Here is a 22,161-nt window from a genome sequence, read left to right on the forward strand (position 1 = left end):
CCACGGACGGCCTCGAGGTATCGGCGGGTCGACCCGCTCTCCCTGTGGTCGACCAGCCCGCTTGTCCACAGCGAGGGACCCGGCCGCGCAGAGGGCGCCGAGGCCGTCTAGAGTGACCCCCATGCGAGACGTGCGTCACAGGGGGTGATGTGCGAGGGGAGCTCGGGGGGAGGTCCGCGCGTGGACGCACTGTCCGTCATCGAGGCCGAGGCCCGGGAGCTGATCCGCCGCCGCGGTCTGGACTCCCAGGCCGACCAGCTCGAGCCGCTCATCCGTGACGTGGTCGAGGACTACGAACACCGCGCGGCGCAGGGCGCCGTGCCTCCCCTGCGCGACGAGGAGTCCGTCGTGGCCTCGGTCGCGGCTCGGATCGGCGGCTTCGGACCGCTTCAGGAGTTCCTGGACGACCCCGCCATCGAGGAGGTGTGGATCAACTCGCCGAGCGAGGTCTTCGTGGCCCGCAATGGCCGCAGCGAGCTGACCCCGCTCGTGCTGTCGGACGACCAGGTGCGCAGCATCGTCGAGCGGATGCTGGTCAGCTCCGGACGCCGACTGGACTTGTCGAGCCCGTTCGTCGACGCGCTCCTGCCGGACGGGAGCCGCCTGCACGTCGTCATCCCCTCCGTCACCCGGCGCCACTGGTCGGTCAACATCCGCAAGTTCGTCGCCCGCGCCCACTCCCTCGAGGACCTCGTCGCACTCGGCTCTCTGCCCGCGCATGCGGCCGCATTCCTCGACGCCGCCGTCGCGGCGGGTCTCAACCTGATCGTGAGCGGCGCCACGGGAGCCGGGAAGACCACGTTCCTGAACTGCCTCGCCAGCTCCGTGGGCCCTCGCGAGCGCGTCGTCACGATCGAGGAGGTCTTCGAGCTCGACCTGCGCCTGCGCGACGTCGTCGGCATGCAGACGCGCCAGCCCAATCTCGAAGGGACGGGCGAGATCTCGATGCGGCGCCTCGTGCGGGAGTCACTGCGCATGCGCCCGAGCCGCATCGTCGTCGGCGAGGTACGCGAGGCGGAGAGCCTCGACATGCTCATCTCCCTCAACAGCGGCCTGCCCGGCATGGCCTCGCTGCACGCGAACTCCGCGCGCGACGCCGTCACCAAGCTGTGCACCCTGCCGCTGCTCGCCGGGGAGAACGTGTCGAGCCAGTTCGTGGTGCCGACGGTCGCCTCCTGCATCGACATCGTCGTCCACCTGGACATCCTCGCCACCGGAGTGCGCCGCGTGCGGGAGATCGTGGGCCTGCCCGGTCGGGTCGAGGAGGGCGTCGTCGAGATCTCCGACCTGTTCCATCTGCGCGGTGATCGCCTCGTCCGCGGCGACGGGTTCCCGCCTCACGTCGAACGGTTCGAACGTGCCGGCCACGACGTGGCCGCCCTGCTGGGGAGGGCCGCCGCATGAGAGCCGGGGCGCTCATCGGGCTCCTGCTCGGGCTCGGCCTCCTCGCGATCTGGGTGTCGGCCTGGCAGACCGAGTCCATATCGTCATCGTCCCGCCGCACCGTCGTGGACAGCTGGATGGACCGGCTTCGCGACGATCTGACCCGGGTCGGCCTGGCGACCGTGCCGCCGGGAGCGGTGCCCGCCGTCTGCATCGGGCTCGGCCTGGTCGTGGCCGCCGCGGTCTACTCCTTCTCGACGGCCTCGGTGATCGCGCTGGCCCTCGGCATCGCGAGCGCCCTCATGCCGCTCGTGCTCATCCGCTCCCTCGCCTACCGGCGGCGCGTCCAGCTGCGGGAGGTGTGGCCCGAGGTGGTCGACCACGTGAACTCGGCGATCAGGGCCGGCTTGTCGCTGCCGGAGGCGCTCGTCCAGGTGGGGCGCACCGGGCCCGAGGAGCTGCGTCCGCCGTTCGTCGACTTCGCCCACGACTATCAGGCCAGTGGCGACTTCGGAGCCAGTCTGGACCGTCTGAAGGTACGGCTCGCGGATCCGGTGGGGGACCGCATCATCGAGGCCCTGCGGATCACGCGGGATGTCGGCGGCACCGATCTGGGCGTCCTGCTCCGCACCCTCTCGGCCTTCCTCCGGGAGGACGCCCGCACCCGTGCCGAGCTCGAGGCGCGCCAGTCGTGGACCGTCAACGCGTCCCGGCTCGCCCTCGCGGCGCCGTGGATCGTGCTCGCGCTCATGTCGACGCGCCCGCCGGCGGCCGAGGCCTACGACTCGACGGCCGGGCTCGTCCTGATCGTCGCGGGCGCCGCCGTCTCGCTGCTCGCCTATCGGGTGATGATGCGCATCGCGCGTCTTCCCCAGGACGAGCGGGTGCTGCGATGACCCTCGACCACCCCCTCGCCATCGGAGCCGTCCTCGGGCTGCTGCTCGGCCTGGGCCTCGTCCTGCTGATCCTCGACAACCCGTGGACGCGTCGGCGCGACCTCGCCGCCCGGATCGACCCCTATCTGCGACGGGGCACGGCACGCAGCAGCCTGCTCGCCCCGGGAGCACCGACGACCGGTGCCGCGTCGGTGCTGCGCGTGCTCGCCGGTCCTCTGGCCGACCGGGCCATCGGCCTGCTCGAACGTCTCACCGGCAACGCGGCGCAGCTCGAGCGACGCCTGCGGCTCGCCGGCCGCCGGGGGAGCGTCGAGGGGTTCCGGGTCGAGCAGGTGGTCTGGGGCATCGGCGGCGGCGTGATCGGGCTCGTGCTCGCCCTGGCCGCGGTCACCATGCGCGGCGCCTCGCCCGTGCTGGGCCTGGCACTCATCGTGCTGGGCGTGGTCGGCGGCGTCGTCGCCCGCGACTATCTGCTGTCCTCGGCGATCTCGCGTCGCGGCGCGCGCATGGCCCGGGAGTTCCCGACCGTCGCCGATCTGCTCGCCCTCGCCGTCGCCGCGGGGGAAGGGCCCGTCGCGGCGATGGAGCGCGTCGCGCGCACGAGCCGCGGCGCGCTGCCCGCGGAGTTCGCGGCGACCGTCGCCGAGATCCGGGCAGGGGCGACGGTGAGCCAGGCCCTCATCGGCCTCGGCGACCGTACGCCGCTCGACGCGCTCGGCCGCTTCGGCGAGGGCGTCGCCGTGGCGATCGAGCGCGGCACCCCACTCGCCGACGTGCTGCGCGCCCAGGCGCAGGACGCCCGCGAGGCCTCCAAGCGCGACCTCATGGAGATCGCCGGGCGACGCGAGATCGCCATGATGATCCCGGTCGTCTTCTTCATCCTCCCGCTCGTCATCGTCTTCGCGGTCTTCCCCGGCATCGCCGTCCTCGACATCTCCCTGTGACGCGCGCTGCTCATCACGACCCCATCCCGATCCCCATCCGAAGGAGAACACCATGACCATCCACCGCGACACCCTGATGCGCCGCCCCATCCGTGCGGGGCGACATCTGGCGAGATCCCGCCCCCTGATCCGCGTGCTCTCCTCCGATCGCGGCGACGTGCCCGGCTGGGTGATGATCACGCTCGTGAACAGCACCGAGAGACCCGTCTGCGACCAGTGACCGCGCGAGAACGTCAGCTGGCGGTGCCAGACTCCCGGCCATGGACGACCCGACCCGCTCCACGCCGTACCCAACGACGAGCCCGGCAGCGCCGCTTCCCGGATACGAGCGGTTCTTCGCGTTCGAGTCGATGCAGACCACCGTGAGCACCGTGACCATCGGCTACCGGCTCACGCTGCGGGGCGTGACGCCGATCGAGACGATGCCGAGCACCCGGGACGAGTCCCTGCCCGAGTACTCGATCCGTGTGACCCTCGGTGACCACGAGGTGGTGCTCACGGTCGACGAGTGGGGCGGCCGCGGCGAGGAGCTGGACACGTGGCTGCGCGACTGGATCGTCGAGCGGGTCAGCTGGACGCGAGCCGGCGTCGCGAGCGGGCGGTCGCGGAAGGATCCGGGCTGGTTGAGGGTTCTACGGGAGCAAGCGCCCTGGCGGTGACGCGTGCGGCCAAGACTCAATCAGCCCTACCCCTTGCGCACCCTATTTTAGGGTGCTAGTCTTGAGGCACGAGGTCAGGGGAACAGCCCCAGACCAGGACCGACTAGGAGTCGATCATGAACGAGCAGACCTTCACCACCAAGCAGGACGCGATCGAGCAGCTCATCCTCCCCGCCCTCGAGGTCCCCGGCGTGTCCACCGTCGCCGACTACGACGTCGACGCCATCGCTGACGAGGTCCTCGGCGACTACGAGCAGGGCTACGCCCAGCAGGTCGACACGGACGCCTTCTGGGAGATCGTCGCCAAGCACGAGAACGCCTGACCACCCACCAGCGCCCCGGCCCCCATCGCGGAGCCGGGGCGTCCCTGACCATGGAGGTATCCATGAAGACCACACCCACCCCCGACAGCCGCTCCTCTGCCGAGCAGCACGTCGCCGAGCCCCGCATGACCGGCGGCGAGCTGATGACCATCCGCGACTGGCTCGGCCTGACCGGCGACGTCCTCGCGAGCATCCTCGGCGTCGACCCCCGTACCGTCCGCGCCTGGGAGTCCGGCAAGTACCGCATCCCCGACGGCGTCCGCGAGGACATCGAACGGATCGAGGCCGACACCGCAACTGCGGTCGGGGAACTCGTCGACGCCCTCAACATCGCGCGAGACCCAGCCGTGGTCGTCTACCGCACCGACGCCGAGCTGCACGATGCCCGCCCCGACACCAGACACCTCACGGCCCGCTGGTGGCGGCACGTCGTCGCCCGCGCCGCGCAGGAGGTCCCCGGCATCGAGATCGGCACCCGCGCCGAGCTCGACACCACGGCGTGACCCAGAGCCGCTACCGATGACGACCCCCGAGCCGCGCCACGGCTACCTCGACGAGTGGGACGGCCGACTGATCTGCCACGAGTGCGGCCGCGGCTACCTCCACCTCGCGACCCACGCCCGCGCAGCCCACGACCTCACGGCCGCCGAGTACCGCGAGCGCCACGGCCTCGGCATGTCGACCAGTCTCGTCGCGTCCTCCGTCGCGGCCGACATGCGGGAGCGTGCCTCCCGCCCCGAGGTGCTCGCCCGACTCGCAACCGTCCGCGACCCCGATGCCCTGGCGGCGCACCGGGGTCGGCAGTCGTGGAGGCCCGAGGTCGTCCGCAAGGCCGTCGACCGCGGCGCATCCACCCGCGTCCCCGTCCCCGACGCACTGGTCCGAGGGATGCCGCCGTGGGAGGACCTCCTCGCATGGACCAGCTCAGCACACGGGATCATCGCCCAGGGCTACGCCGTGCGCGCCCTCGCGGACGCCTGCGGCCGATCCCAGGCCACCGTCGCCCAGCGGCTGCGACGCCACCCGCGCACCTGACGGACTACGCTCAACCCCACCACGACGGGGGAGGCAGCTCATGTGCGGGAGATTCGTGCTCGAGATCGACGAGGCAGGGCTCCTGCATGCGTACGTCGCCACCAAGGGAGGTGACGGCAGGGACTGGACGCCCACATACTCGATCGCCCCGTCCACCATGGCCCCGGTGATCCGCGAGCACGTCGACGACGACGGGCAGACCGTCAGGATGGTCGAGCCCGCACGGTGGGGCCTGCAACCGTCATGGGCGAAGGACAAGGGACCGAGGCCGATCAACGCGCGCTACGAGGGCGTGACGAGCAACGGCATGTTCCGCAGCGCGTTCGCGTCCCAGAGGGTCGTCGTGCCGATGAGCGGCTACTACGAGTGGGTCGAGACCGAGACAGGGAAGCAGCCGTACTACGTGCACCCCCGCGAGGGCGGTCTCCTGCACGCGGCCGGTCTCGCCGCCGCGCGCAGGGAGGGTGAGGGCTGGGCGGTGACGTTCACGATCATCACCCGGGAGGCGCGCGACGCCGCCGGCCAGGTCCACGACCGGATGCCCGCCTACCTCCCCGACGACTTGCTCGCCGACTGGCTCGCCCCCGGGAAGCTCGAGCAGGTCGAACGCGAGCACCTGCACTCCGAGCTCGGCGCGGCATCCGAGACGATCGCGCGTGACCTCGTCACCCACCCCGTCGACCGGAAGGTCAACAGCACGCGGGCCGCGGACCGGTCAGACGCGTCGCTGATTAGGCCGGTCGAGTTCGGGTGATGTTAGTTGCCTGAGCTAGGTGACCGGACTCCACCTTCCCTGGGGCACCACCCTTTTTTCACGCTAGAGCGACCCCGTGGGATCAACTCTCGGTGATCTCGAATACCAATTCTCCGGCGTGTAGGATGGGGATTACGAAGGGGTCCCCGAACACGCGCTGAGTCAAATCTGCGACGGCCTGTCGAATGTATGGAAGCAACGCCATGACGGCGACGCGATTCACAAATTCCTCCGCGGCCCCCTTCGATACTGCAATATTTTCCGTGAAGGTGTAGGTCGCGGAGGCGTCCACGATTACGACGCCTATTCCCATATCCATTCTGGTGCGCAGTCGGGCACTAAATTCGCGGTCGCTGACTATGTGCTTCAAATAAAACTCTGGCTCTGCATCCGTCGGCAACTCCGACTCGCTTGACCAGTCCTCGTTTATCACGGCAGAGAGCTCGTAGAAATTCACTGACTCGAGGTTTGCTCCGGCGTCGAGCATTTGTACTGCCGACTCAAAGTGAATTGTCTTGGCAGGGTCGCTCATGCGTGCGCCACCGACTTCTCGACCCACGACTGAGCTTGATACCGCACGCGAAGTGAATTTCTGCGGCCGTGCTCTATGGGAATCACGCGGCCTCGCGTGGCCCCACGAGACCACCCTTCGTTTCGCTTCGCATAACGCCATCGGGCTAATGCGCCGTTGAGGGCATCCACCATGTCTGCAGGGAGAGGGTGGGGCAATTCTTCCGCCAGGCACACACCGTTCTTGCTTGCCCATTCGTACACTTCTACCCAGCGCCAAATCGGCGAGGCCGAGATCCGATCAAAGGGGGCAGGGAAGTGGTCGCGGCGTTTTCCAGCTGACCAGAGACGTACCGACTCGCGGCTGGCTCCAAGCCTTTCCGCTATGTCGCTCGTGCTAACCAGATCGAGGCCAATGCGAGCGATGTGCCCGCCGATCGCGTTCACGTCTGCGTTGATTCGAGCCCAGGCGTCAATGGCTGAGCCCGCCTCGATCTCGACTTCAAGTTCGATCGCTCCATGGATTGACGCAGGGAGCGCCACGTACGGCAGCTCTTCGAGTGCTTTCATCTGACGCTCGTCGTCCAAGCTGACCCCGTGCAAGATGAGGTTGACTTCGTATGCGGTCATCGTTGCCTCCACTCTCCGATCTTCGCACACGTGTTGGCGCTTGCCAACGTGGGGACTACCACTGAGCTCTGCTGGGCGCGCACCCGTGTGCGCACTTGCGTGACTGCTTCCAGATGGCGCGCGCGGTGTTCCGGCCGGTGGCGTAGACGGTGATCTTGCAAGGGACCTCATCGTCCGTGCAGTGCAGGAACCCGGCTGGGTGCGCACGCGGACCGGCCTCCGAGTAGTTCCATCCGAACTCGCGGCAGAGAACCCTGACGCACTTCTTGGCGTCCGGGTCCTGCGGCAAGCCCCCCATGGTCCTCCGATCGCCGATCCGAAGGCAGTGTACGCGATGACCTCGCGTGGGGGAGCGGGGCGCAAATGCAGGAAGTGCCCCCACCCAGACCGTGAGGTCCAGGCGGGGGCACTTCTTCATGCGGTGCGTGCGCGGCGGCGGGCGGTCAGCTCGCGGGACTCGTCACTGTCGGAGAGGGCGCACATGTCCCTCGCGGTGATCGACGACCAGACCGCCCCGCACTCGGGGCACTCGAAGTGGCCGTCGGGCTGGTCCCAGTCAGGCCGGCTCATCATCGACTGACGCATGGGTCGCGCGGACGTCCGCGTCGGTCAGCGGGGCCGGTGTGCTCACGGGGTGATCGTCCTTGGGCCGCTCCTCCTGGGCGGGCAGAGCAGCCAGCCACGGCAGGTAGAGGCGGAGCCACGCGTCGACGACCGGGAGAGCCATGACCCGCTGGATGGCACCGAGCACCAGGAGGGCGGTGCCGACCCAGCCGACGGCGAGCGCGGGGTCCTCGCCGGCTGCAGCCTGGTAGATCAGCGGTGCCATGCCGGCGAACGCGACGACGGCCCACAGGACGGTGCGGAGGACTGCCCGCCACGGGTGGGCGACCTGGGTGGCGACGCCGGTGTCGGCGCGGTGGGTGTGGGCGGTGGTCATGGTCGTGCCTTTCGGTGATGGGTGAGGGTGATGCCGATGGCGCACCAGGCGAGCGCCGGCGTGTAGATCAGGACGCGCGGGCCGCGGGGGAGGTCCAGGACGATGCCCTCGGCGAACGCCCACCCGGTGGCGGCGACCATCGCGAGCATCCCCATCAGCAGGAACCTCGTCTGTGTCGGCTGGGTCTTCCACCAGTCGATGGCGCGGGCCGCCTGGATGAGCACGTAGACGGCCAGCGCGATGTTGAGCACACGGATCGCGTCGAACGGGTCGATCATTCGTCCTCCTCGCTGGGCAGGGGCTTGAACGTGGGTCGAGGGGGCGGCGGTGGCGGCTTCTGCTGCCAGATGTGCGCCTCGAGCAGGTTCACGTGGTCAGACAGGATCTCGAGGTATGCCTCGACGTGCCGTAGTCGACGCTGCTGGGAGTCCCGATCCCTTTTCAGGCGGTCCAGCTCGCGGGACATGTGCTCCGGCAGAGACGCCGTCCTCCCCGACCGGGCCACGTACACCGATCCGATGAGCCCGATGAACGCAACCACAGCGCCGGGGCCGATCAGGGACGACCACTCCATCAGTCCTCCTCACGGTGCACGGGCAGGTCGGGCTGGCGGGTGACGGTCCACAGGGCCAGGCCGGTCAGGAGGTAGGTGCCGGTGGAGATCCAGTCCGACCCGGTACCACTGCCCATCGCCCACGCCCACGCGTACCCGAGGCCCCAGATCACCCACATGCCGCCGACTGCGGCGATGGCCCACAGCCACCGGGCGATGATCGCGGACCACACGCACAGGAGGCCCACGAGGATCCATGCGACGCCGAGTAGCGCCTGCGACACGTCGAATGTTTCGAGAACGCCGCCGCGAGGGTTGGGTCCGTCAGCACCGTGGGCTGCGCCGTACGCCCAGCCCCGCCAGATCGCGCCGATACCGAGCAGCAGCACCATCCAACGGCGGGCCGTGCTGGTCCTCCCCCTCGACACTGGTGGTCTCGTCATGGAGTCACCTCCCCGGGTGTGGCGCGGGGCCGGTGCCGGGCCTCACCGGCCCCGCGCTCGGTCACTGGATTCCCGCGGCGTGCTTGCGGGCCAGGGCGATGCCCCGGTCGGCGGCGGTAAAGCCGGCGTCGAACGTGTTGATGAACCGCTGGATGCCGCGGGACAGCTCAGGCCCCCAGATGCCGCGGTCCACGGTCACGCCCACGTACGCCTCGAGGCACCGCACGAGCTTCGACGCGTTCCCCTTGTGGTCGGGGTCGTGATCCCAGACCTTCGGGACGATCGCGTTGCCGATCTGGGCGGCGGTGCGCACCTGGTCGGAGATCTCGTCATCCACCGGCAGATCGAAGTACGCGTAGAGCGCGTGGAGGTCGCCGAGCCCGAGACGACCGTCCTGCGGGCGACCTTGCCGGATCTGCACCTTCGTGTGCGTCGCGACGCCGTACCGGCCATCGACGGCCAGGGGGATCGCGGTGTTGATCTCCTCGACGACCTCGTTGACCTCGGAGCCTACGAGCCGCGCGAACGTCGTCACGCCGGGGAAGCCGTCGACGACCAGGCCCTGCGATCGCTGGAAGTCCTTGGTGCGGGCGACGGTCTTGGCGGTGATGTACCGCACCGAGCCCACGCCGAGGGCCTTGTTGATCTGGAGCGCGTCGTCGGCGGAGATCCCGAAGAACGGCACGTGGAAGCCATCCAGCCGCCACGAGCCGCCGCCGATCATGTAGCCGCGGCGGTTGGAGTAGTAGCCACCACCGTCCGCCGTCGAGCCGCCCCGGTTGGAGGTGTTGCCGCCGGCGAGCGCCGGGTTGGACGAGGACACGATGAGCACGCATGCGTCGGTGTGGGCGGTCGCGCCGTTGTGCAGGACGATCCCGGCAGCGCCGAGCGTCGCCGAGCGGGGCCCGCGGTACCGGCCGACCTCGCGGGAGTAGTTGCGGAGGACGCCGGTCGAGGCTGTGTCGAGGGTGCCGCCGGCCTGGCCGGTCTCGATCATGCCTGCCGCGTGGGCGTCGACGCACCACGGCTCGGGGCCGCGGCCGCAGCGCTTGGAGTACCAGTTGCGGTTCGAGCCGGGCGGGACCTCCCACGGCCCCTGCTTGAGCTGGGCACGGTTGAAGTCGAGGTAAAGCGCGCGGCCGTCGGCGTAGGTCTTCATCAGGCGACCTCCCCGTCGTTGTCGGTGCCGAGGTCGGGGGCCTCGGTCAGGTCGATGTCGTCGTCTCCGACCTCGACCGGGTCGGCGGGGATCTCGGCCGGGTCGATGTTCAGTTCCTCGGGCGAGAGGTCCGGGTCGACGGGCAGGTCATCGGGATTGGTGGTCACGGGGTGCCTCCTCAGGGCATGCGAAAGGCCCCGACCGTGTGGGCGGGGCCTTGATGGGTGGATGGGTCAGGCGGTGGGTGCGGGCGGGTAGAGCGCGTCGGCGACCGTCGTCCATGCCTCGGCGACGACGTACGTGATCGCTCCGTCGTCGACGGCGGCGTGCCCGCAGTCGGAGCACGTGGCATCCGCGACCGTGGGGTTTGTCGCGACGTGTGCGAGGAAGTGCGCGACCACGGACGAGGGGTCGATCAGGGCCTGCGCGGCCAGGCGGCCGGACGGCCCCTCCTCCTGAGCCTTCGCCGAGGCGGCCTGACGGATCGCGGCCTCGGTGCGGGCCCGCATCGTCGCGTTCTGGGTGGTTCGAGAGACACCGATGAGGGTCATGAGAGCTCACTTCCTGTAGGTGATGTCGATGGATGCGTTCTGTCCGCGGACGTAGTGGTCGAGGTTGGTGGAGTCGGTCGACAGCCCGAAGCCTCGGTACGCACCCGAGCGGAAGCCCGCGCACATCGCGGCGTCGGTGATCGTCACCGAGTACGCGCCACCGGCCCTGACCTTCACTCCCGCGACCACCGTGTTCAGCCCCGCAGCACCGGACGGGAACGAGCTGTTGCCGTGGAGGCGGACCTCAGCGATACCGCCAGCCGATGCGTAAGTGTGGGAGATCGTGAAGTTCAGGATCACCTTCTCGACCGTGGACCCCGACAGGGCCCCAGTCATGTCCGCGAACAGCCACAGGCCCTCACGGTTGCCGTACGAGGAGTACTGCCCCTGCACGGCGTCGCCGCTGGACTTCAGGCCGTTCTGGCCCCGCCGGTACGTGCCGACGGCCGTGTGGTCACGGTGGAGCGAGTACCGCTGGATCGTCGCCGGTGGCGGCGTGCTGCCCGACCCGGACCCCACTTCCTTCGCGTCCTGCCACGCGGCACCGGTGTACTCGATGGCAAGGCCAAGGTCCTCGACGACGAGCTCCACAGGGCGAGTCCCCTCGGACGACACCTGGTGGTAGTCCTCAGGGCACTCGGTACGGATGATGAACGAGTAGCCCTTCGGTGCTGCGAGATCCTGAGTCGTCACGATCCGGGACATCGGCGCGAGACGGTCGATCGCGGAGTTCAGTCCCGAGCACTGCGACAGCGTCTGGAACTGGCTCACGTCCGTCACCGGCATCGGAGCCCACTCCAAGTAGCCCCGCACCCACGCCGCCTTCGAATACCCCGCGATGGGGATCGGCGACGACGTGACCCGGTACGTGCGACCCGGCTGCAGCGTCACCGGAAGCTCCAGGACACGGGTCCTGGACTTCCTGATCTCCGTCCACGGCAACGACCGGTAGCCGCGCCCGATGATGCCCTGGGGCAGCGCCGCCAGACGGTCCTCGAGCGACGTCCCGTCGACCGACAGGGACCGCGCCTCGACGTCCTGGAGCACGGCGTTGCCGTCACCATCGATGGTGGCCCCACCGATCGTGAGCAGCTGCGTGCCAGAGGGTCCGATGCGGACCATCTCGTACTCCGCGCCGTCAGGGTCGACGCCCCAGAGGATCAGGCCTTCGGACGTGAGCTCGAGACGCTGGCCCTCGGCGTCGGTGCGGAACTTCCCCGACGTGATCAGCGTGGCCGCGAGCTCCGCGATCACCGCGGAGTCGATCTGCGCGCCGTTGGTGCGCAGGTTCTGGATGTACGCCTCCTGGATGGAGGCAGTCGCCGCCGCGATCTTCTGCGCCACGAGCTCGTTGAGGTCCGCGGCCGTCGCCACGAGCTGGGAGACGTTGATCTTCACGAACGAGCCGACGGCGGCCGCGATGTCCTCGGCGTCGATCTGCCCGGCGGCGATCTTCTTCGCCGAGAAGATGTTCGCGAACAGCTTGTCGACCACGGCGGTCGCGATGTTCGCGGTCCCGGCGGTGAGCTTGGCGACGTCGAGCGCCGCGATGACCTCGGAACGGATCAGCACGGGCTTCCACGCCGAGCCGTCCCAGGTCCACTGCCCCTTGACGTTCCGGGTCGCGAGCGCGTCGACCTGCATCCACGTGTCGCCGGCCACGACACCCGGCACGGACGCCGATGCCGCCGACGTCGACCAGCGGGTCGCGTTCTTCCCGTTCGCCGACGCCGTGATCTCCGACGTGATCTGCCCGCGAGCCGCGGCGAGCGCGTCGGCGGCGTCCTGCTTTGCGGCGTTGGCCTTCGTGGAGGCGTCCTCCGCGGCCCGCTGAGCGATCAGCGCGTCGGCGGCGTCCGCGGCTGCCCGCGCGGCGTCCACGGCCGCCTGGCGGGCCGCCTCGGCCTTCTGCGTGGCATCGGTGCCGGACGCGGCGATCGCGTCGGCCTTGGCCTGGTCGGCCTTGGTCTTCGCATCGGCGGCCGCCGCGTTCTTGGCGGCGGTCTCCGCGGCCGCGGCCTTCGCCGTAGCATCCGCAGACGCCGCAGTGATAGCGGCCTGCTTCGCAGCATCAGCCTTGGTAGTCGCGTCCGCCTTCGCGTCCGCGAGCGCCTGGTCCGCCTTGGCCTTCGCATCCGCGGCAGCGGCAGCCAGCGCCGCGGCCTTCGCCGCATCTGCCTTGGCCTGGGCGTCCGCGGCCGCCGCGGTGATCGCGGCCTGCTTGGCGGCATCGGCCTTCTGCTGGGCGTCCGTGGCCGCCGATGCCTTCGCGGCATCGGCCTTCTGCTGGGCATCGGTCGCCGCGGCGGCGAGCGCGTCGGCCTTGGCCTGGGAGGCCTTGGCCGTGGCGTCCGCCGACGCGGCCGTGGTGGCCGCGGTCTTCGCGGCGTCCGCCATGGCCTGCGCCTGGGCGGGTGTGGCCTTGGAGTCCGCGGTCTGCTGGGCCTTGGTCGCGTCGGTCTGCGCCTTGCCGGCGGCATCCTGGGCGGCCTTGAGCGCCGGGTACGCGTCCGTGATGTCCACGAGCCGCAGCTCGTCGAGATACACCGTCTGGCCGGCGTTGGCGGCCTGGTTGTAGGCCGTCGGCTGCGCGCAGTAGTACCGGAAGCGGACGGTCCCCTCGGGCGCGGTGACCGTCCACGAGGGCCGCACGAGCTTCCCGTTCGGCACGGTGATCGCCGCCGAAGCCTGCAGGGGGTAGGAGATGCGAGCGTCGGTCTTGTCCCACGCCTCCAGCTGGATCGTCCACGCCGACCCGGAGTCCGAGAACACCGACGCGGCGAGCATGTAGGTGTGCCCCGGGATCACGTCCACGAACCCGTACGCGCCGAAGTTGTTGCCGTTGGTGCCGGGAGCGGTGTACCGGATCGCCCAGGCGCCGTCGGTCGCGTGCTCCTGCACGCGCTCGATGCGCCCATTGGACAGCGCCGGCACCGGCCCCTTGCCCCGCTCGAAGCTCGGATCATCCCAGACGGTCGGTCCCTTGGCGAGATCCGACTTCATCTGGTCGGCCGTGGCCTGCGCGGTGACCGCGGCATTGAACGCGTCGCGGGCGTCGAGCACCCCCTTGTCGGCGGTGCGCTGCGCGGCTTCGGCCGTGGACTGCGCGGTCGCCGCGGCCGCCTTCGCAGCGTCCGCGGTGGACTGGGCGGTGACGGCCTTCGTGTTCGCGGCCGCGGCAGACTGCGCGGCGGCCTTGATGTCGGAGTCCTCGACCTCGACCCACGCCGACTGGCCCGGCACCCACACGCGCGTGCTTGCGTCGCTCGGCTTGACCCAGAGGTTCGACGACGAGCGGTCCGCCGCCGGCGGCTCCGTCTCGGAGTAGATCACGCGGCCCTTGGAGTCCGCGATCCCCGCGGCCTGCAACGCGGCCTGCGACGCCGCCGACGCGGCCTGCACCGCGGCATCCGCGGTCTGCTGCGCCGACACCGCCTGATCCCGCGCGGCCGCGAGATCACTCACGAGCCCCGACAGGTCACCCGACACGCCACCGAGACCATCGGCGAGCGCCTGGTCGAGCTCGGCGAGGTCATCCTCGAGGGCGGGCAGGCGCACGTCCCGGAGCTCTGCGACCGCGGTCTCGCCGGCGGCGATCCGCTCGACGGAGGATGCGAGGTCGGTTTCGAGCTGCTCGGCACGCTCGGTCGTGTCGTCGAGCTCGACGACGAAGTGCCGCACCGACCGCTTCTCGCCCGCCGCGTCGATGAACGTCGAGTCGCCCGTCGGGCCCATGTCCTTCACACCGTGAGGGACGGTGTCGCGCTCACGCACCTGCTCGAGCTGCTTGCGGCGCAGGTCGGCGAGCGCGCGCTCGGGCGAGGGGCGCAGGTTGATGCGCTTCACCATGTGAGCTCCTCTCCGAGCTGGTCCTCCTGGCATTCGACCGTGACCGTGCTGTTCGTGAGGTCGTACTTCGCGGAGATGATGCGGAGGGTGTAGGTCCCGTCGGGGATGTTGAGCCAGCCGGTGAGGGTGGCCTCGACGGCGTCTCCGACGTTCCAAGATCCGATCGGGGACTCGGCGGTGGACTCGACGGTGAACGTGACCTGGTCGATGCCCTGGGATGCGAGGGTCGAGGTGGCCTTGGAGCGGAGCAGGTCGAGGTTCTCCGTGTCGGTGTCGCTGATCGTGGTCTCGAGCAGCGGCATGTACTCGGGGATCGTCTTGGCCTCGGCGATCTGCAGGGCGATGCCAGCTCCCTCACCGGCGCCCGTGGCGTACACGCGGTGCGCGAGGCGGGTGGCGTTCGAGGTGACCTCGACGTTGGCGATGGGGGACTGCTGGGCGGTGGAGTCCCAGAGCACCTGGGCGGTCTGAGGGATGGTTGGTTGGCCCTCGGTGCCGGTGCAGAGCACCCACTCGAAGCGGGTGCGGTTGGAGCCTGCGACGAAGCGGGGGCGGAGCATGACGTCGGGGCCGCCGATGACCTCGGTGATCTCGGTGATCCGTTTCCACGCGAGGTTGTTCGCGACGTTCCATCCCTCGTAGGTGCGCTGACGGACGGCGGGCTCCTCCGGCGGGATCACGATCGGCAGCCAGCCGGCGCGCTTCGACGTGGCGGCCGTGATGATCCGTCCGACGATCGAGCCGAGGGACACGCCCGACCAGTCGAGGACGGAGAGCTTGAGCGCCTCCTCCTGCCCGGGACGGAAGTCGCCTGCGAGGACCTCGCGATGCGAGAGCAGGGCACCGATGCCACCGGCCGAGATCTCGAGCTTCCCGGTCTTCGGAGTGTCCTTGACGGGCTTGTCGATCGGGCCGGCCGCGATCAGGGTCTCTTCGATGTACTCGTCCTCGTAGGACACCAGGAGAGCGCCCGCCCAAGGCGACCACCAGGAGCGCTCCACGCCGACGAGCTCGGACCGGTTGCAGGTGGCCGACATCGACTCGATGTCGTTGAGTGGGATCTCGGTGCTGCCGGTGCTGTGCGCGATCGAAGGGCCGACGATCCCGGTCATGGTCTGGCCGAGGTAGACGCGCCAGGTCACCAGATCATCCCGATGTCGACGACCTCGAAGCGGTTGCCCGGGCGCTTCTCCGTGCCACCGCCGACGTGGATGATGGGCTTGCCACCGTTGACCGCGACGCGCCGCTTCACGCTGATCGTGTGCGTCCCCTCGAGCACCCACTCCGACGCGGTGTACGTCTTCGTGTCGCCGATCGTGTCGACCACCATCTCCGGAGCGAAGAACAGCGTGGAGTCCAGCCAGATCTCCCACACGAACGACGACTTCGCGTCGGAGGCCGCTGTCTGGGACAGCCGGAAGTCGAGCAGCCTGTCCGTGGGGAGGCTGATGTTCCCGGAGTACACGACCTGAGCGGTCGTGCTCGAGGAGAGCACACCCCGGTAGGCCGTGGAGTCGACCCAGCGGAGCAGGCGACCCATGGACGCGCCGAACAGCATCGCGTAGCCCCGGTCCAGGACAGAAGCGGGAGCGCCTGTCGTCGCCGTGATGCCCGCCGGGACCGTGCGCTTGCCGATCAGCGCCGACCCCGCTGGGACCGACGCGCCGATCCGGACCGCACCATCGACCCCGACGTACAGGAAATCGGTGCGCGAGCCCGTCGCGGGCGCGGGGTTGGTCGGCACGGTCGTCGCGTCGACGGGCACCAGCACGGCCCGCGCGTCACCCGTCGGGATGTAGACGACCCCGGCGGCGACGGCCCACTTCATCGACGACGTGCCGGTGACCTCACAGCCACGCACGATCAACGGAGCCTGCGCCCGGTACAGAGACCAGATCACACGCTGCAGGCCCTCCGGGGTGGTGCCATCGCCCTCGGCGTCCGGGGCCAGACCGAACGGGTAGCCCATCGGGGGCCTCCTCACATGTAGGTGTCTCGGTGGTGCACCTCGCACCACCCGTCCCCGCCCTGCAGCGGAGAGAAGTCAGGGGAGACGGATCCGCCCGGCGGGATCGACGACCACTGCCGCACCGTCGCGCGGTGCGTGACGTTGGTGCCGCCGATCCAGACGGACCCAGCCATCCGCACCTCGAGCGGAGCGCCCCGGTTGATCGGCCACGGCCACTCGACCGTGCGCCCGGCGACGGTGATCCGAGCGCCACCCGGGAAGTCGCCGACGACGAGGTACGTCGGCCAGGCCTCGACGTTGCCGCCGTTGAAGACCGGGTCGTTCGACGTGATGCCCGTCCCGTAGTTCAGGACCCCAGCCGGGGAGAACAGCGGGTAGCGCAGGCCGATGCCCGTCCCGATCGGATGCAGGAACGTCACCCGTTCGTCGCCGTACAGCACAGGGTCAGGTGCCGTCAGCGGCACGGACAGACCGAACGTCGACGGCGACACCCGGGACGGCAGGATCTCGCCCGTCCGCTCCACGACCGCCTCGAGCGCCGGCACACCCGACTCCTCGACACGGAGCGTCGCCGACTCTCCATCAGCGAGCAGCGCCGACAGGCGCCGCTTCTCCACGTTCGCCGCCTCCCACGACTCCGCGTGGACCCGCAGAGGCAGCTCCAGCGTCCTCGGCGAGCGTGTGCGTGTCGTCGGAAACGAGCCGTGGCCGGCCCGCTCCTGGTTCTCACCGCGCATCGTGTAGCCGCCGACCCAGCCCTTGATGTCCCCGTTGAGCCAGTACTCGCGGTTCGGATCAAGCTCCCGCGACGACGCCGTGAGGACGACGTCGCCGCGGGAGTCGGTCAGCATGAGCGACTGCACGATCAGTCTCCGATCTCAGATAGCTGGGCGTGCAGACGGCGCAGGATCTCGTCAGCCAGGCGGTCGACGTCGGCTTCGGACAGCTGCGTGGCGGTGATCGGGATCGTGATGTCCCGGCCACCCTTCCCACCTGCCTCGAGCATCTGGATGATCGAGGCGCCCTGCTTGCCCGGGAAGATCGGCTCAGGCGTGCCCGAGGCGTTGTTCACGAGCGTGTAGCCGGGCTGGAGCCAGCCACCCTTGTCGTAGAGCATCGGCTTGACCGAGGATCCGGCACCGCCGGCGCCGGGGACGATCCCACCGGACGCGAAGTGGCCGAATCCCGGATTGCCCCAGAGCCCCGAGTACATGACCTTCCACCGGGAGTGCGACGCGTGCAGCACCGAGTTCCCGCCAGCGTAGAGGCCGATATGGCCGGGCCAGTGGACGATGTCGCCAGGGATCGCCTGCGACTTCGAGATCTTCTTCGACGCCCCGTACTGCGCGTTCGCAGTGCGGGGGAGCCGCGTGTTCAGAGCCTGCTGGTATGCCCAGAGCACGAGACCCGAGCAGTCGAAGGTGTTCGGCCCGGCAGCGCCCCACACGTAACGGGCGCCGAGCTTCGTCGCGGCCTTCGCCACGGCGCCCGAGCGGGGCCCGGGCGGGATGTTCCCGACCGACCCGCCGCCACCGTCACCGGCACCGGGAGACAGCAGCGAGCCGACGACGTCGCCAAGAGCCGTCGCGATGTTCCGCGGCACGGCCTTGACCATGTCGGAGAACACGCCGGCATCGGGGATCCCGGACAGGGCACCGTCGACGAGCTTCTTGAGCGCTCCCGACGGGTCGGTCACGATGTCGGCAGCGAAGCCGGCGGCGTCCTTGACCCACTCGATGGTGTCGTTGCCCCAGTCCTTGACCTTGTCGATGATGCCGCCCTTGGCGTACCCACCGGACACGACCTGCGAGAACGGCACGCCCTGCTTGGCGAGCTCGTTGGTCCGGAGGAACGCGGCGCGGGACGCCGGGTCCCGAAGCCCCTCGGAGACGAGGACACCCTCGCCGCGGCGCGCAGCGATCAGCTGATCGTCACCGTCCTGCATCCGGGACGACCCGGGCAGGATCCCGCTGAACAGACCACCACCGGCGAACCCGGGTGGCAGGCTCACCGCCGGCAGGCGGACGCTGGCGGGCAGCTTCATCGTGTCCGCGACCTTGTTGAAGTTCGCCCGCAGACCCGAGTTGTAGACCGTGTCGATCACGAACTTCACCGGCGCGCGAGCGGCGTCACGAACCTTCTCCCACGCGCTCTTGATGCCGTCCTTCATCAGGGTGAACGCCGCCGAGATCTGCCCGGTGACCCGGTCGATCGTCGGCTTCACGGTCCCGAGGAACCACACCAGGACCGGCTGGATGATGTTGACCCGGACCAGCATCCACGCGTGCGCGAGGGCATCCTTCATCGTGGAGAAAGCGCCCTTGATCCGCTCGATCACCGAGGAGATCGTCGGCCACGCCGTCCCGAGGAACCACAGCACGACCGGCTGGATCACGTTCATCCGGATGTAGCCCCAGGCGTACGCCAGAGCGTCCTTGAGCACCGAGAACGCGGTCTTCACCCACGTGATGACGTTCGAGATGATCGGCCACGCCGTCCCCTGGAACCAGGCGACGACGTTGGCGATCGCGATCTGGATCCCGGCCCACACGGGGGTGATCACGTTCTGCCACAGCCAGGAGAAGATCGGGGCGACGACGTTCTGGAACAGCCACATCCAGGCCTGCACCTGCGTCATCACGACGGCGATCACTGCTGCGATCGCGATCTGGATGGCCGTCCAAACCGGGACGATGACGTTCGTGTAGAGCCAGGTCGTGATCGTGGCGATCGCGTTCCAGACCCCGGAGATGACACCCCACAGGACCTGCGCGGCCGCCGGCACTGCGACCGTCAGCACCCACTTCAGGGCGTCGAGGATCGGGAAGACGACGCTGTTGAACACGAACGTCACGACCGCGCCGATCGCGGTGATCACGGGCGACACGACGTTGCCGTAGAGCCACGTGAACGCGGGACCGACGACGTTGGACAGCAGCCACCCGATGGCCGTCAGCGCGGGCCCGAGGACGTTCCCGTACAGCCACAGAGCAGCCGCCCCGATCCCGGCGAGCGCCGGTCCGACGTAGTCGGTCCACAGGCGCATGAAGATCGGCGCGAGCACGGTCGCCACGAAGTTCCAGAGGTCGGACAGGGCGGGGAGGATGACCCCGGTGACGACCTGGGCGATGAAGCTGCCGATGCCCTTGAAGAGGTTCCAGACGCCGGAGAGGTAGCCACCGGCCTGCTCGCCGACCCAGCGGAGGGTCTCGACGAACTGGCCCAGCCCCTCGCCCGAGCCGCCGAGGCCGGACAGGGCGCCCTTGACGCGGTCGACGGCACCGACGATGCCGTCCCACACGCCCGTCCCGATGTCCTTGACCTTGAGCAGGAGTCCGAGGATCGGATTGTCGCCGGCATCGCCGGTCTGCCACGCCGTGGTGACGGCGTTCCAGCCGTCGACGAGGTTGGTCTTCACGGCCCCGCCGACGTCCACGATCGTGTCGTGGATCGAGATGAGGGCCCCGATGATGGGGTTGTCCTCCTCGAGGCCGAAGATGCCGCCGTGGAAGTCGCCGGTCGCGACGACCTTCACGGCCTCCCAGACACCGCCGAGCACCTCGATCAGGCCGTCGAGGACGGCCTTCCCCGTCTCGGTCTTCGTGAAGAACCACGTCAGCGCGGAGACGGCCGCGCCGATCGCCAGAGGGATCCAGCCGATCGCGGCGGCCGCGGAGCCGATGACGCCGACCAGTGCGCCGATGGCGCCGACCACGGCGGTTCCGCCGAGATAGGTCAGGGCGGCGCCGACGCCGGAGAGGATCGGTACGAGGTTGTCGCCGATCCAGGAGCCCACGGACTGCAGCACGGGCCACAGGTGGTCCTGGAACCACTCGGCGACGGAGATCGCGGCGTCCCGCAGGTTCAGCAGCACGTCGACGGCCGGGGAGTCTTCCTCCCAGCCGAAGACGTTGCGCAGCGCGTCGGTGAAGTTCCCGCCGACGAGGAGGTCGTACAGGCCCTTCGCGCCGGTCGTGAACGCCTTGAAGAACGGGTCGGCGGCCTTCGTCGCGGCGTCGATCCAGCCGGTCACGCTCCGCAGCGCGGGCGCGATCAGAGGGAAGACACCCTCGAGCATCGCGGCGCCGAACCGCGAGACCGCGGCCTTCATGTTCGCGAAGGACCCGCGGACCGTCTCGCCCGACTTCAGTGCGGCGCCGCCGAGGTTCTTCTCCATGGCGTCGCGGAAGACCTCGAAGGAGACCTGCCCCTTGGAGCCGAGCTCCTGGGCCTCGCCCGCGGTGATGCCCATCTGCTCGCCGACCATCTGCCAGATGGGGATGCCGGACTCGAGCAGCTGCATCGCGTCGTCGCCCTGGAGCTTCCCCTTCGAGGCGACAGACGACCAGATCAGGCCCATGTCCCCGATGTCGCGCTTGGCGATCGTCGCGGAGTCCGCGACCAGCGACAGGGTCCGGGTGAGGTCCTTGCCGGGCTTGATGCCGGCGGCGGTCATGGTGGCCGCGACCGAGGCCGCGTCACCCATCGCGAACGCGGTCCCCTTGACCGAGTCGAGGGCGGAGGCCATGACGCGGTCGACGTCCTGCGCGGACATCTTGAGGCCGAGCAGAGACGCCCGGGCGTCCTCGATGTCGGCCAGGCGCTTGAAGCCGCCTGTGGCCGCGGCGCCGAGCCCACCGGCGATGCCGGCGCCGAGCCCCACCGCACCCCACTTGAGGCCCTTCCCGAGGCCCCCGAGGAGCGCCTCGCCGCGGGACTGGATCCGCGCGCCCTCCTTCGAGATCTCCTCGCGGACGCTCGCGAGCGTCGACTTCACACGCTCCTTGACACCCGCGGTGTCGCCCACGCCGTCCCAGAGACGACGCCACAGCGGCACCGCCTTGGTGGCCTCCTGGCCGGCGTCCTCGACGGCGGCGCCCAGCTCGGCCTGCGCGCGCGCATGCTCCTCCGCCGCGGACGCCGCCTGCGCCTGCGCGGTCTTCGACTCGGTGATCGCCGCCTTGAGGGCGGTCTCCTCGTTCGACGTCTTCTGCGCCGAAGCGGCCTGCCGGGCACGGGCGGCCTCGACCTTCGCGGCCGCCGCGGCGACATCGGCGTCCGCGGACGTGGACTTGCGGCGTGCGTCGGCGAGGTCGTCCTCGGCCTTGGACAGGTCCTCGGCCGACGTCGACACGTCCTGCCGCTTCGCGGCGAGGTTCTGCTCGGCCCTCTGGACCTCGCTCGAGCGCGTCGCAGCGACCGTGCGGCGCTTCTCCAGGTCGCCCTCAGCCTTGACGACCTGAGCGGTCGCGGTGGACTCCTGGGCGCGGGCGGTCATGATCCGCTGCTTGGCGCGCCCGACCTCGTCTGCCGCCTTCCGGGCCGACGCGGCCTGCTGGTCGGCGCTCGACTTCGCGGCCTTCTCGACCTTCTCGAGCTGCTCGACCAGCGGGTTGAGGTTCGTCTTCCGCGCCTCGGCCGACATGGAGTCGGAGAGGGCCTTGCCACCCTCGATGCCAGCCTCGCGAGCGGCGTCCTTCACGCCCTTGACGAGGGGGGCGGCGAAATCCTTCATCCGCGGCAGCACGTCCACCCATGCCGCATCGGATCGGGCCATCGCCGC

23 protein-coding genes are annotated in these 22,161 nt (G+C 69.7%); 9 read left to right on the plus strand and 14 right to left on the minus strand.

Annotation, left to right across the window (positions count from 1 at the left end; all coding sequences use genetic code 11):
- The first annotated feature begins 180 nt into the window (after window positions 1–180).
- From BRM3_RS08785 to BRM3_RS08825, 9 genes are all read left to right on the plus strand, one after another.
- Window positions 181–1,404: a CpaF family protein gene (locus BRM3_RS08785; RefSeq protein WP_263592953.1), complete on the plus strand. Its 1,224-nt coding sequence runs from the start codon at window positions 181–183 to the stop codon at window positions 1,402–1,404.
- The gene (locus BRM3_RS08790) at window positions 1,401–2,279 is read left to right on the plus strand and encodes a type II secretion system F family protein (RefSeq protein ID WP_263592954.1); all 879 of its coding nucleotides are present in this window, start codon (window positions 1,401–1,403) and stop codon (window positions 2,277–2,279) included. Before BRM3_RS08785 ends, BRM3_RS08790 begins: the two co-directional genes overlap by 4 nt.
- Window positions 2,276–3,223, plus strand: a complete 948-nt coding sequence (locus BRM3_RS08795) for a type II secretion system F family protein (protein WP_263592955.1) — start codon at window positions 2,276–2,278, stop codon at window positions 3,221–3,223. Before BRM3_RS08790 ends, BRM3_RS08795 begins: the two co-directional genes overlap by 4 nt.
- A 52-nt stretch (window positions 3,224–3,275) precedes the next feature.
- A complete protein-coding gene (locus BRM3_RS08800; RefSeq protein ID WP_263592956.1) occupies window positions 3,276–3,443 on the plus strand; it encodes a hypothetical protein in 168 nt (55 codons plus the stop codon).
- A 40-nt stretch (window positions 3,444–3,483) separates the two neighbouring features.
- Window positions 3,484–3,882, plus strand: coding sequence for a hypothetical protein (locus tag BRM3_RS08805; RefSeq protein WP_263592957.1), 399 nt, complete (start codon window positions 3,484–3,486; stop codon window positions 3,880–3,882).
- Window positions 3,883–3,998: 116 nt separating this feature from the next.
- Window positions 3,999–4,205, plus strand: a complete 207-nt coding sequence (locus BRM3_RS08810) for a hypothetical protein (protein ID WP_263592958.1) — start codon at window positions 3,999–4,001, stop codon at window positions 4,203–4,205.
- Between the two features lie 62 nt (window positions 4,206–4,267).
- Complete coding sequence (locus BRM3_RS08815; protein WP_263592959.1) at window positions 4,268–4,708, plus strand: Aca2/YdiL-like domain-containing protein; 441 nt, start codon at window positions 4,268–4,270, stop codon at window positions 4,706–4,708.
- A 16-nt stretch (window positions 4,709–4,724) separates the two neighbouring features.
- On the plus strand, window positions 4,725–5,240 hold the full coding sequence (locus BRM3_RS08820) for a MucR family transcriptional regulator (RefSeq protein ID WP_263592960.1): 516 nt from the start codon (window positions 4,725–4,727) through the stop codon (window positions 5,238–5,240).
- Between the two features lie 40 nt (window positions 5,241–5,280).
- Complete coding sequence (locus BRM3_RS08825) at window positions 5,281–5,994, plus strand: SOS response-associated peptidase (RefSeq protein WP_263592961.1); 714 nt, start codon at window positions 5,281–5,283, stop codon at window positions 5,992–5,994.
- A gap of 82 nt (window positions 5,995–6,076) precedes the next feature.
- Here the strand turns inward: BRM3_RS08825 and BRM3_RS08830 are convergent, their stop codons facing one another.
- From BRM3_RS08830 to BRM3_RS08895, 14 genes are all read right to left on the minus strand, one after another.
- The gene (locus BRM3_RS08830) at window positions 6,077–6,526 is read right to left on the minus strand and encodes a hypothetical protein (RefSeq protein WP_263592962.1); all 450 of its coding nucleotides are present in this window, start codon (window positions 6,524–6,526) and stop codon (window positions 6,077–6,079) included.
- Window positions 6,523–7,134: a hypothetical protein gene (locus BRM3_RS08835; RefSeq protein ID WP_263592963.1), complete on the minus strand. Its 612-nt coding sequence runs from the start codon at window positions 7,132–7,134 to the stop codon at window positions 6,523–6,525. The genes BRM3_RS08830 and BRM3_RS08835 overlap by 4 nt, the downstream gene beginning before the upstream one ends.
- Before the next feature lie 556 nt (window positions 7,135–7,690).
- Complete coding sequence (locus tag BRM3_RS08840; protein WP_263592964.1) at window positions 7,691–8,074, minus strand: hypothetical protein; 384 nt, start codon at window positions 8,072–8,074, stop codon at window positions 7,691–7,693.
- Window positions 8,071–8,352, minus strand: coding sequence for a hypothetical protein (locus tag BRM3_RS08845; RefSeq protein WP_263592965.1), 282 nt, complete (start codon window positions 8,350–8,352; stop codon window positions 8,071–8,073). Before BRM3_RS08845 ends, BRM3_RS08840 begins: the two co-directional genes overlap by 4 nt.
- Window positions 8,349–8,648, minus strand: a complete 300-nt coding sequence (locus tag BRM3_RS08850; RefSeq protein ID WP_263592966.1) for a hypothetical protein — start codon at window positions 8,646–8,648, stop codon at window positions 8,349–8,351. The genes BRM3_RS08845 and BRM3_RS08850 overlap by 4 nt, the downstream gene beginning before the upstream one ends.
- Complete coding sequence (locus BRM3_RS08855) at window positions 8,648–8,911, minus strand: hypothetical protein (RefSeq protein WP_263592967.1); 264 nt, start codon at window positions 8,909–8,911, stop codon at window positions 8,648–8,650. Before BRM3_RS08855 ends, BRM3_RS08850 begins: the two co-directional genes overlap by 1 nt.
- A gap of 220 nt (window positions 8,912–9,131) precedes the next feature.
- Window positions 9,132–10,229, minus strand: coding sequence for a peptidoglycan-binding domain-containing protein (locus tag BRM3_RS08860; RefSeq protein ID WP_263592968.1), 1,098 nt, complete (start codon window positions 10,227–10,229; stop codon window positions 9,132–9,134).
- Window positions 10,229–10,396 (minus strand): hypothetical protein, encoded by a 168-nt coding sequence (locus BRM3_RS08865; protein ID WP_263592969.1) that lies wholly within the window; start codon window positions 10,394–10,396, stop codon window positions 10,229–10,231. Before BRM3_RS08865 ends, BRM3_RS08860 begins: the two co-directional genes overlap by 1 nt.
- A 66-nt stretch (window positions 10,397–10,462) precedes the next feature.
- Entirely contained in the window at window positions 10,463–10,780 is a 318-nt protein-coding gene (locus BRM3_RS08870) for a hypothetical protein (protein WP_263592970.1), read from the minus strand.
- A 6-nt stretch (window positions 10,781–10,786) separates the two neighbouring features.
- Window positions 10,787–14,629 (minus strand): hypothetical protein, encoded by a 3,843-nt coding sequence (locus tag BRM3_RS08875; protein ID WP_263592971.1) that lies wholly within the window; start codon window positions 14,627–14,629, stop codon window positions 10,787–10,789.
- On the minus strand, window positions 14,623–15,771 hold the full coding sequence (locus BRM3_RS08880; protein WP_263592972.1) for a hypothetical protein: 1,149 nt from the start codon (window positions 15,769–15,771) through the stop codon (window positions 14,623–14,625). Before BRM3_RS08880 ends, BRM3_RS08875 begins: the two co-directional genes overlap by 7 nt.
- Window positions 15,768–16,598, minus strand: coding sequence for a hypothetical protein (locus tag BRM3_RS08885; protein ID WP_263592973.1), 831 nt, complete (start codon window positions 16,596–16,598; stop codon window positions 15,768–15,770). The genes BRM3_RS08880 and BRM3_RS08885 overlap by 4 nt, the downstream gene beginning before the upstream one ends.
- 11 nt (window positions 16,599–16,609) lie before the next feature.
- The gene (locus BRM3_RS08890) at window positions 16,610–17,461 is read right to left on the minus strand and encodes a phage tail family protein (protein WP_263592974.1); all 852 of its coding nucleotides are present in this window, start codon (window positions 17,459–17,461) and stop codon (window positions 16,610–16,612) included.
- A gap of 2 nt (window positions 17,462–17,463) precedes the next feature.
- On the minus strand, window positions 17,464–22,155 hold the full coding sequence (locus tag BRM3_RS08895; RefSeq protein ID WP_263592975.1) for an NlpC/P60 family protein: 4,692 nt from the start codon (window positions 22,153–22,155) through the stop codon (window positions 17,464–17,466).
- Window positions 22,156–22,161 lie beyond the last annotated feature (6 nt).

Source organism: Brachybacterium huguangmaarense (genome assembly GCF_025725725.1).
Taxonomy (GTDB): domain Bacteria; phylum Actinomycetota; class Actinomycetes; order Actinomycetales; family Dermabacteraceae; genus Brachybacterium; species Brachybacterium huguangmaarense.

What these genes read in the sequence shown, in the direction of transcription:
- BRM3_RS08805 (WP_263592957.1), top strand. Translation starts at nt 3,484, where the DNA reads ATGGACGACCCGACCCGCTCCACGCCGTACCCAACGACGAGCCCGGCA.
- BRM3_RS08860 (WP_263592968.1), bottom strand. Translation starts at nt 10,229, where the DNA reads ATGAAGACCTACGCCGACGGCCGCGCGCTTTACCTCGACTTCAACCGT.
- BRM3_RS08845 (WP_263592965.1), bottom strand. Translation starts at nt 8,352, where the DNA reads ATGATCGACCCGTTCGACGCGATCCGTGTGCTCAACATCGCGCTGGCC.
- BRM3_RS08790 (WP_263592954.1), top strand. Translation starts at nt 1,401, where the DNA reads ATGAGAGCCGGGGCGCTCATCGGGCTCCTGCTCGGGCTCGGCCTCCTC.
- BRM3_RS08875 (WP_263592971.1), bottom strand. Translation starts at nt 14,629, where the DNA reads ATGGTGAAGCGCATCAACCTGCGCCCCTCGCCCGAGCGCGCGCTCGCC.
- BRM3_RS08850 (WP_263592966.1), bottom strand. Translation starts at nt 8,648, where the DNA reads ATGGAGTGGTCGTCCCTGATCGGCCCCGGCGCTGTGGTTGCGTTCATC.
- BRM3_RS08820 (WP_263592960.1), top strand. Translation starts at nt 4,725, where the DNA reads ATGACGACCCCCGAGCCGCGCCACGGCTACCTCGACGAGTGGGACGGC.
- BRM3_RS08795 (WP_263592955.1), top strand. Translation starts at nt 2,276, where the DNA reads ATGACCCTCGACCACCCCCTCGCCATCGGAGCCGTCCTCGGGCTGCTG.
- BRM3_RS08835 (WP_263592963.1), bottom strand. Translation starts at nt 7,134, where the DNA reads ATGACCGCATACGAAGTCAACCTCATCTTGCACGGGGTCAGCTTGGAC.
- BRM3_RS08825 (WP_263592961.1), top strand. Translation starts at nt 5,281, where the DNA reads ATGTGCGGGAGATTCGTGCTCGAGATCGACGAGGCAGGGCTCCTGCAT.
- BRM3_RS08885 (WP_263592973.1), bottom strand. Translation starts at nt 16,598, where the DNA reads ATGGGCTACCCGTTCGGTCTGGCCCCGGACGCCGAGGGCGATGGCACC.
- BRM3_RS08800 (WP_263592956.1), top strand. Translation starts at nt 3,276, where the DNA reads ATGACCATCCACCGCGACACCCTGATGCGCCGCCCCATCCGTGCGGGG.
- BRM3_RS08870 (WP_263592970.1), bottom strand. Translation starts at nt 10,780, where the DNA reads ATGACCCTCATCGGTGTCTCTCGAACCACCCAGAACGCGACGATGCGG.
- BRM3_RS08840 (WP_263592964.1), bottom strand. Translation starts at nt 8,074, where the DNA reads ATGACCACCGCCCACACCCACCGCGCCGACACCGGCGTCGCCACCCAG.
- BRM3_RS08815 (WP_263592959.1), top strand. Translation starts at nt 4,268, where the DNA reads ATGAAGACCACACCCACCCCCGACAGCCGCTCCTCTGCCGAGCAGCAC.
- BRM3_RS08810 (WP_263592958.1), top strand. Translation starts at nt 3,999, where the DNA reads ATGAACGAGCAGACCTTCACCACCAAGCAGGACGCGATCGAGCAGCTC.
- BRM3_RS08895 (WP_263592975.1), bottom strand. Translation starts at nt 22,155, where the DNA reads ATGGCCCGATCCGATGCGGCATGGGTGGACGTGCTGCCGCGGATGAAG.
- BRM3_RS08830 (WP_263592962.1), bottom strand. Translation starts at nt 6,526, where the DNA reads ATGAGCGACCCTGCCAAGACAATTCACTTTGAGTCGGCAGTACAAATG.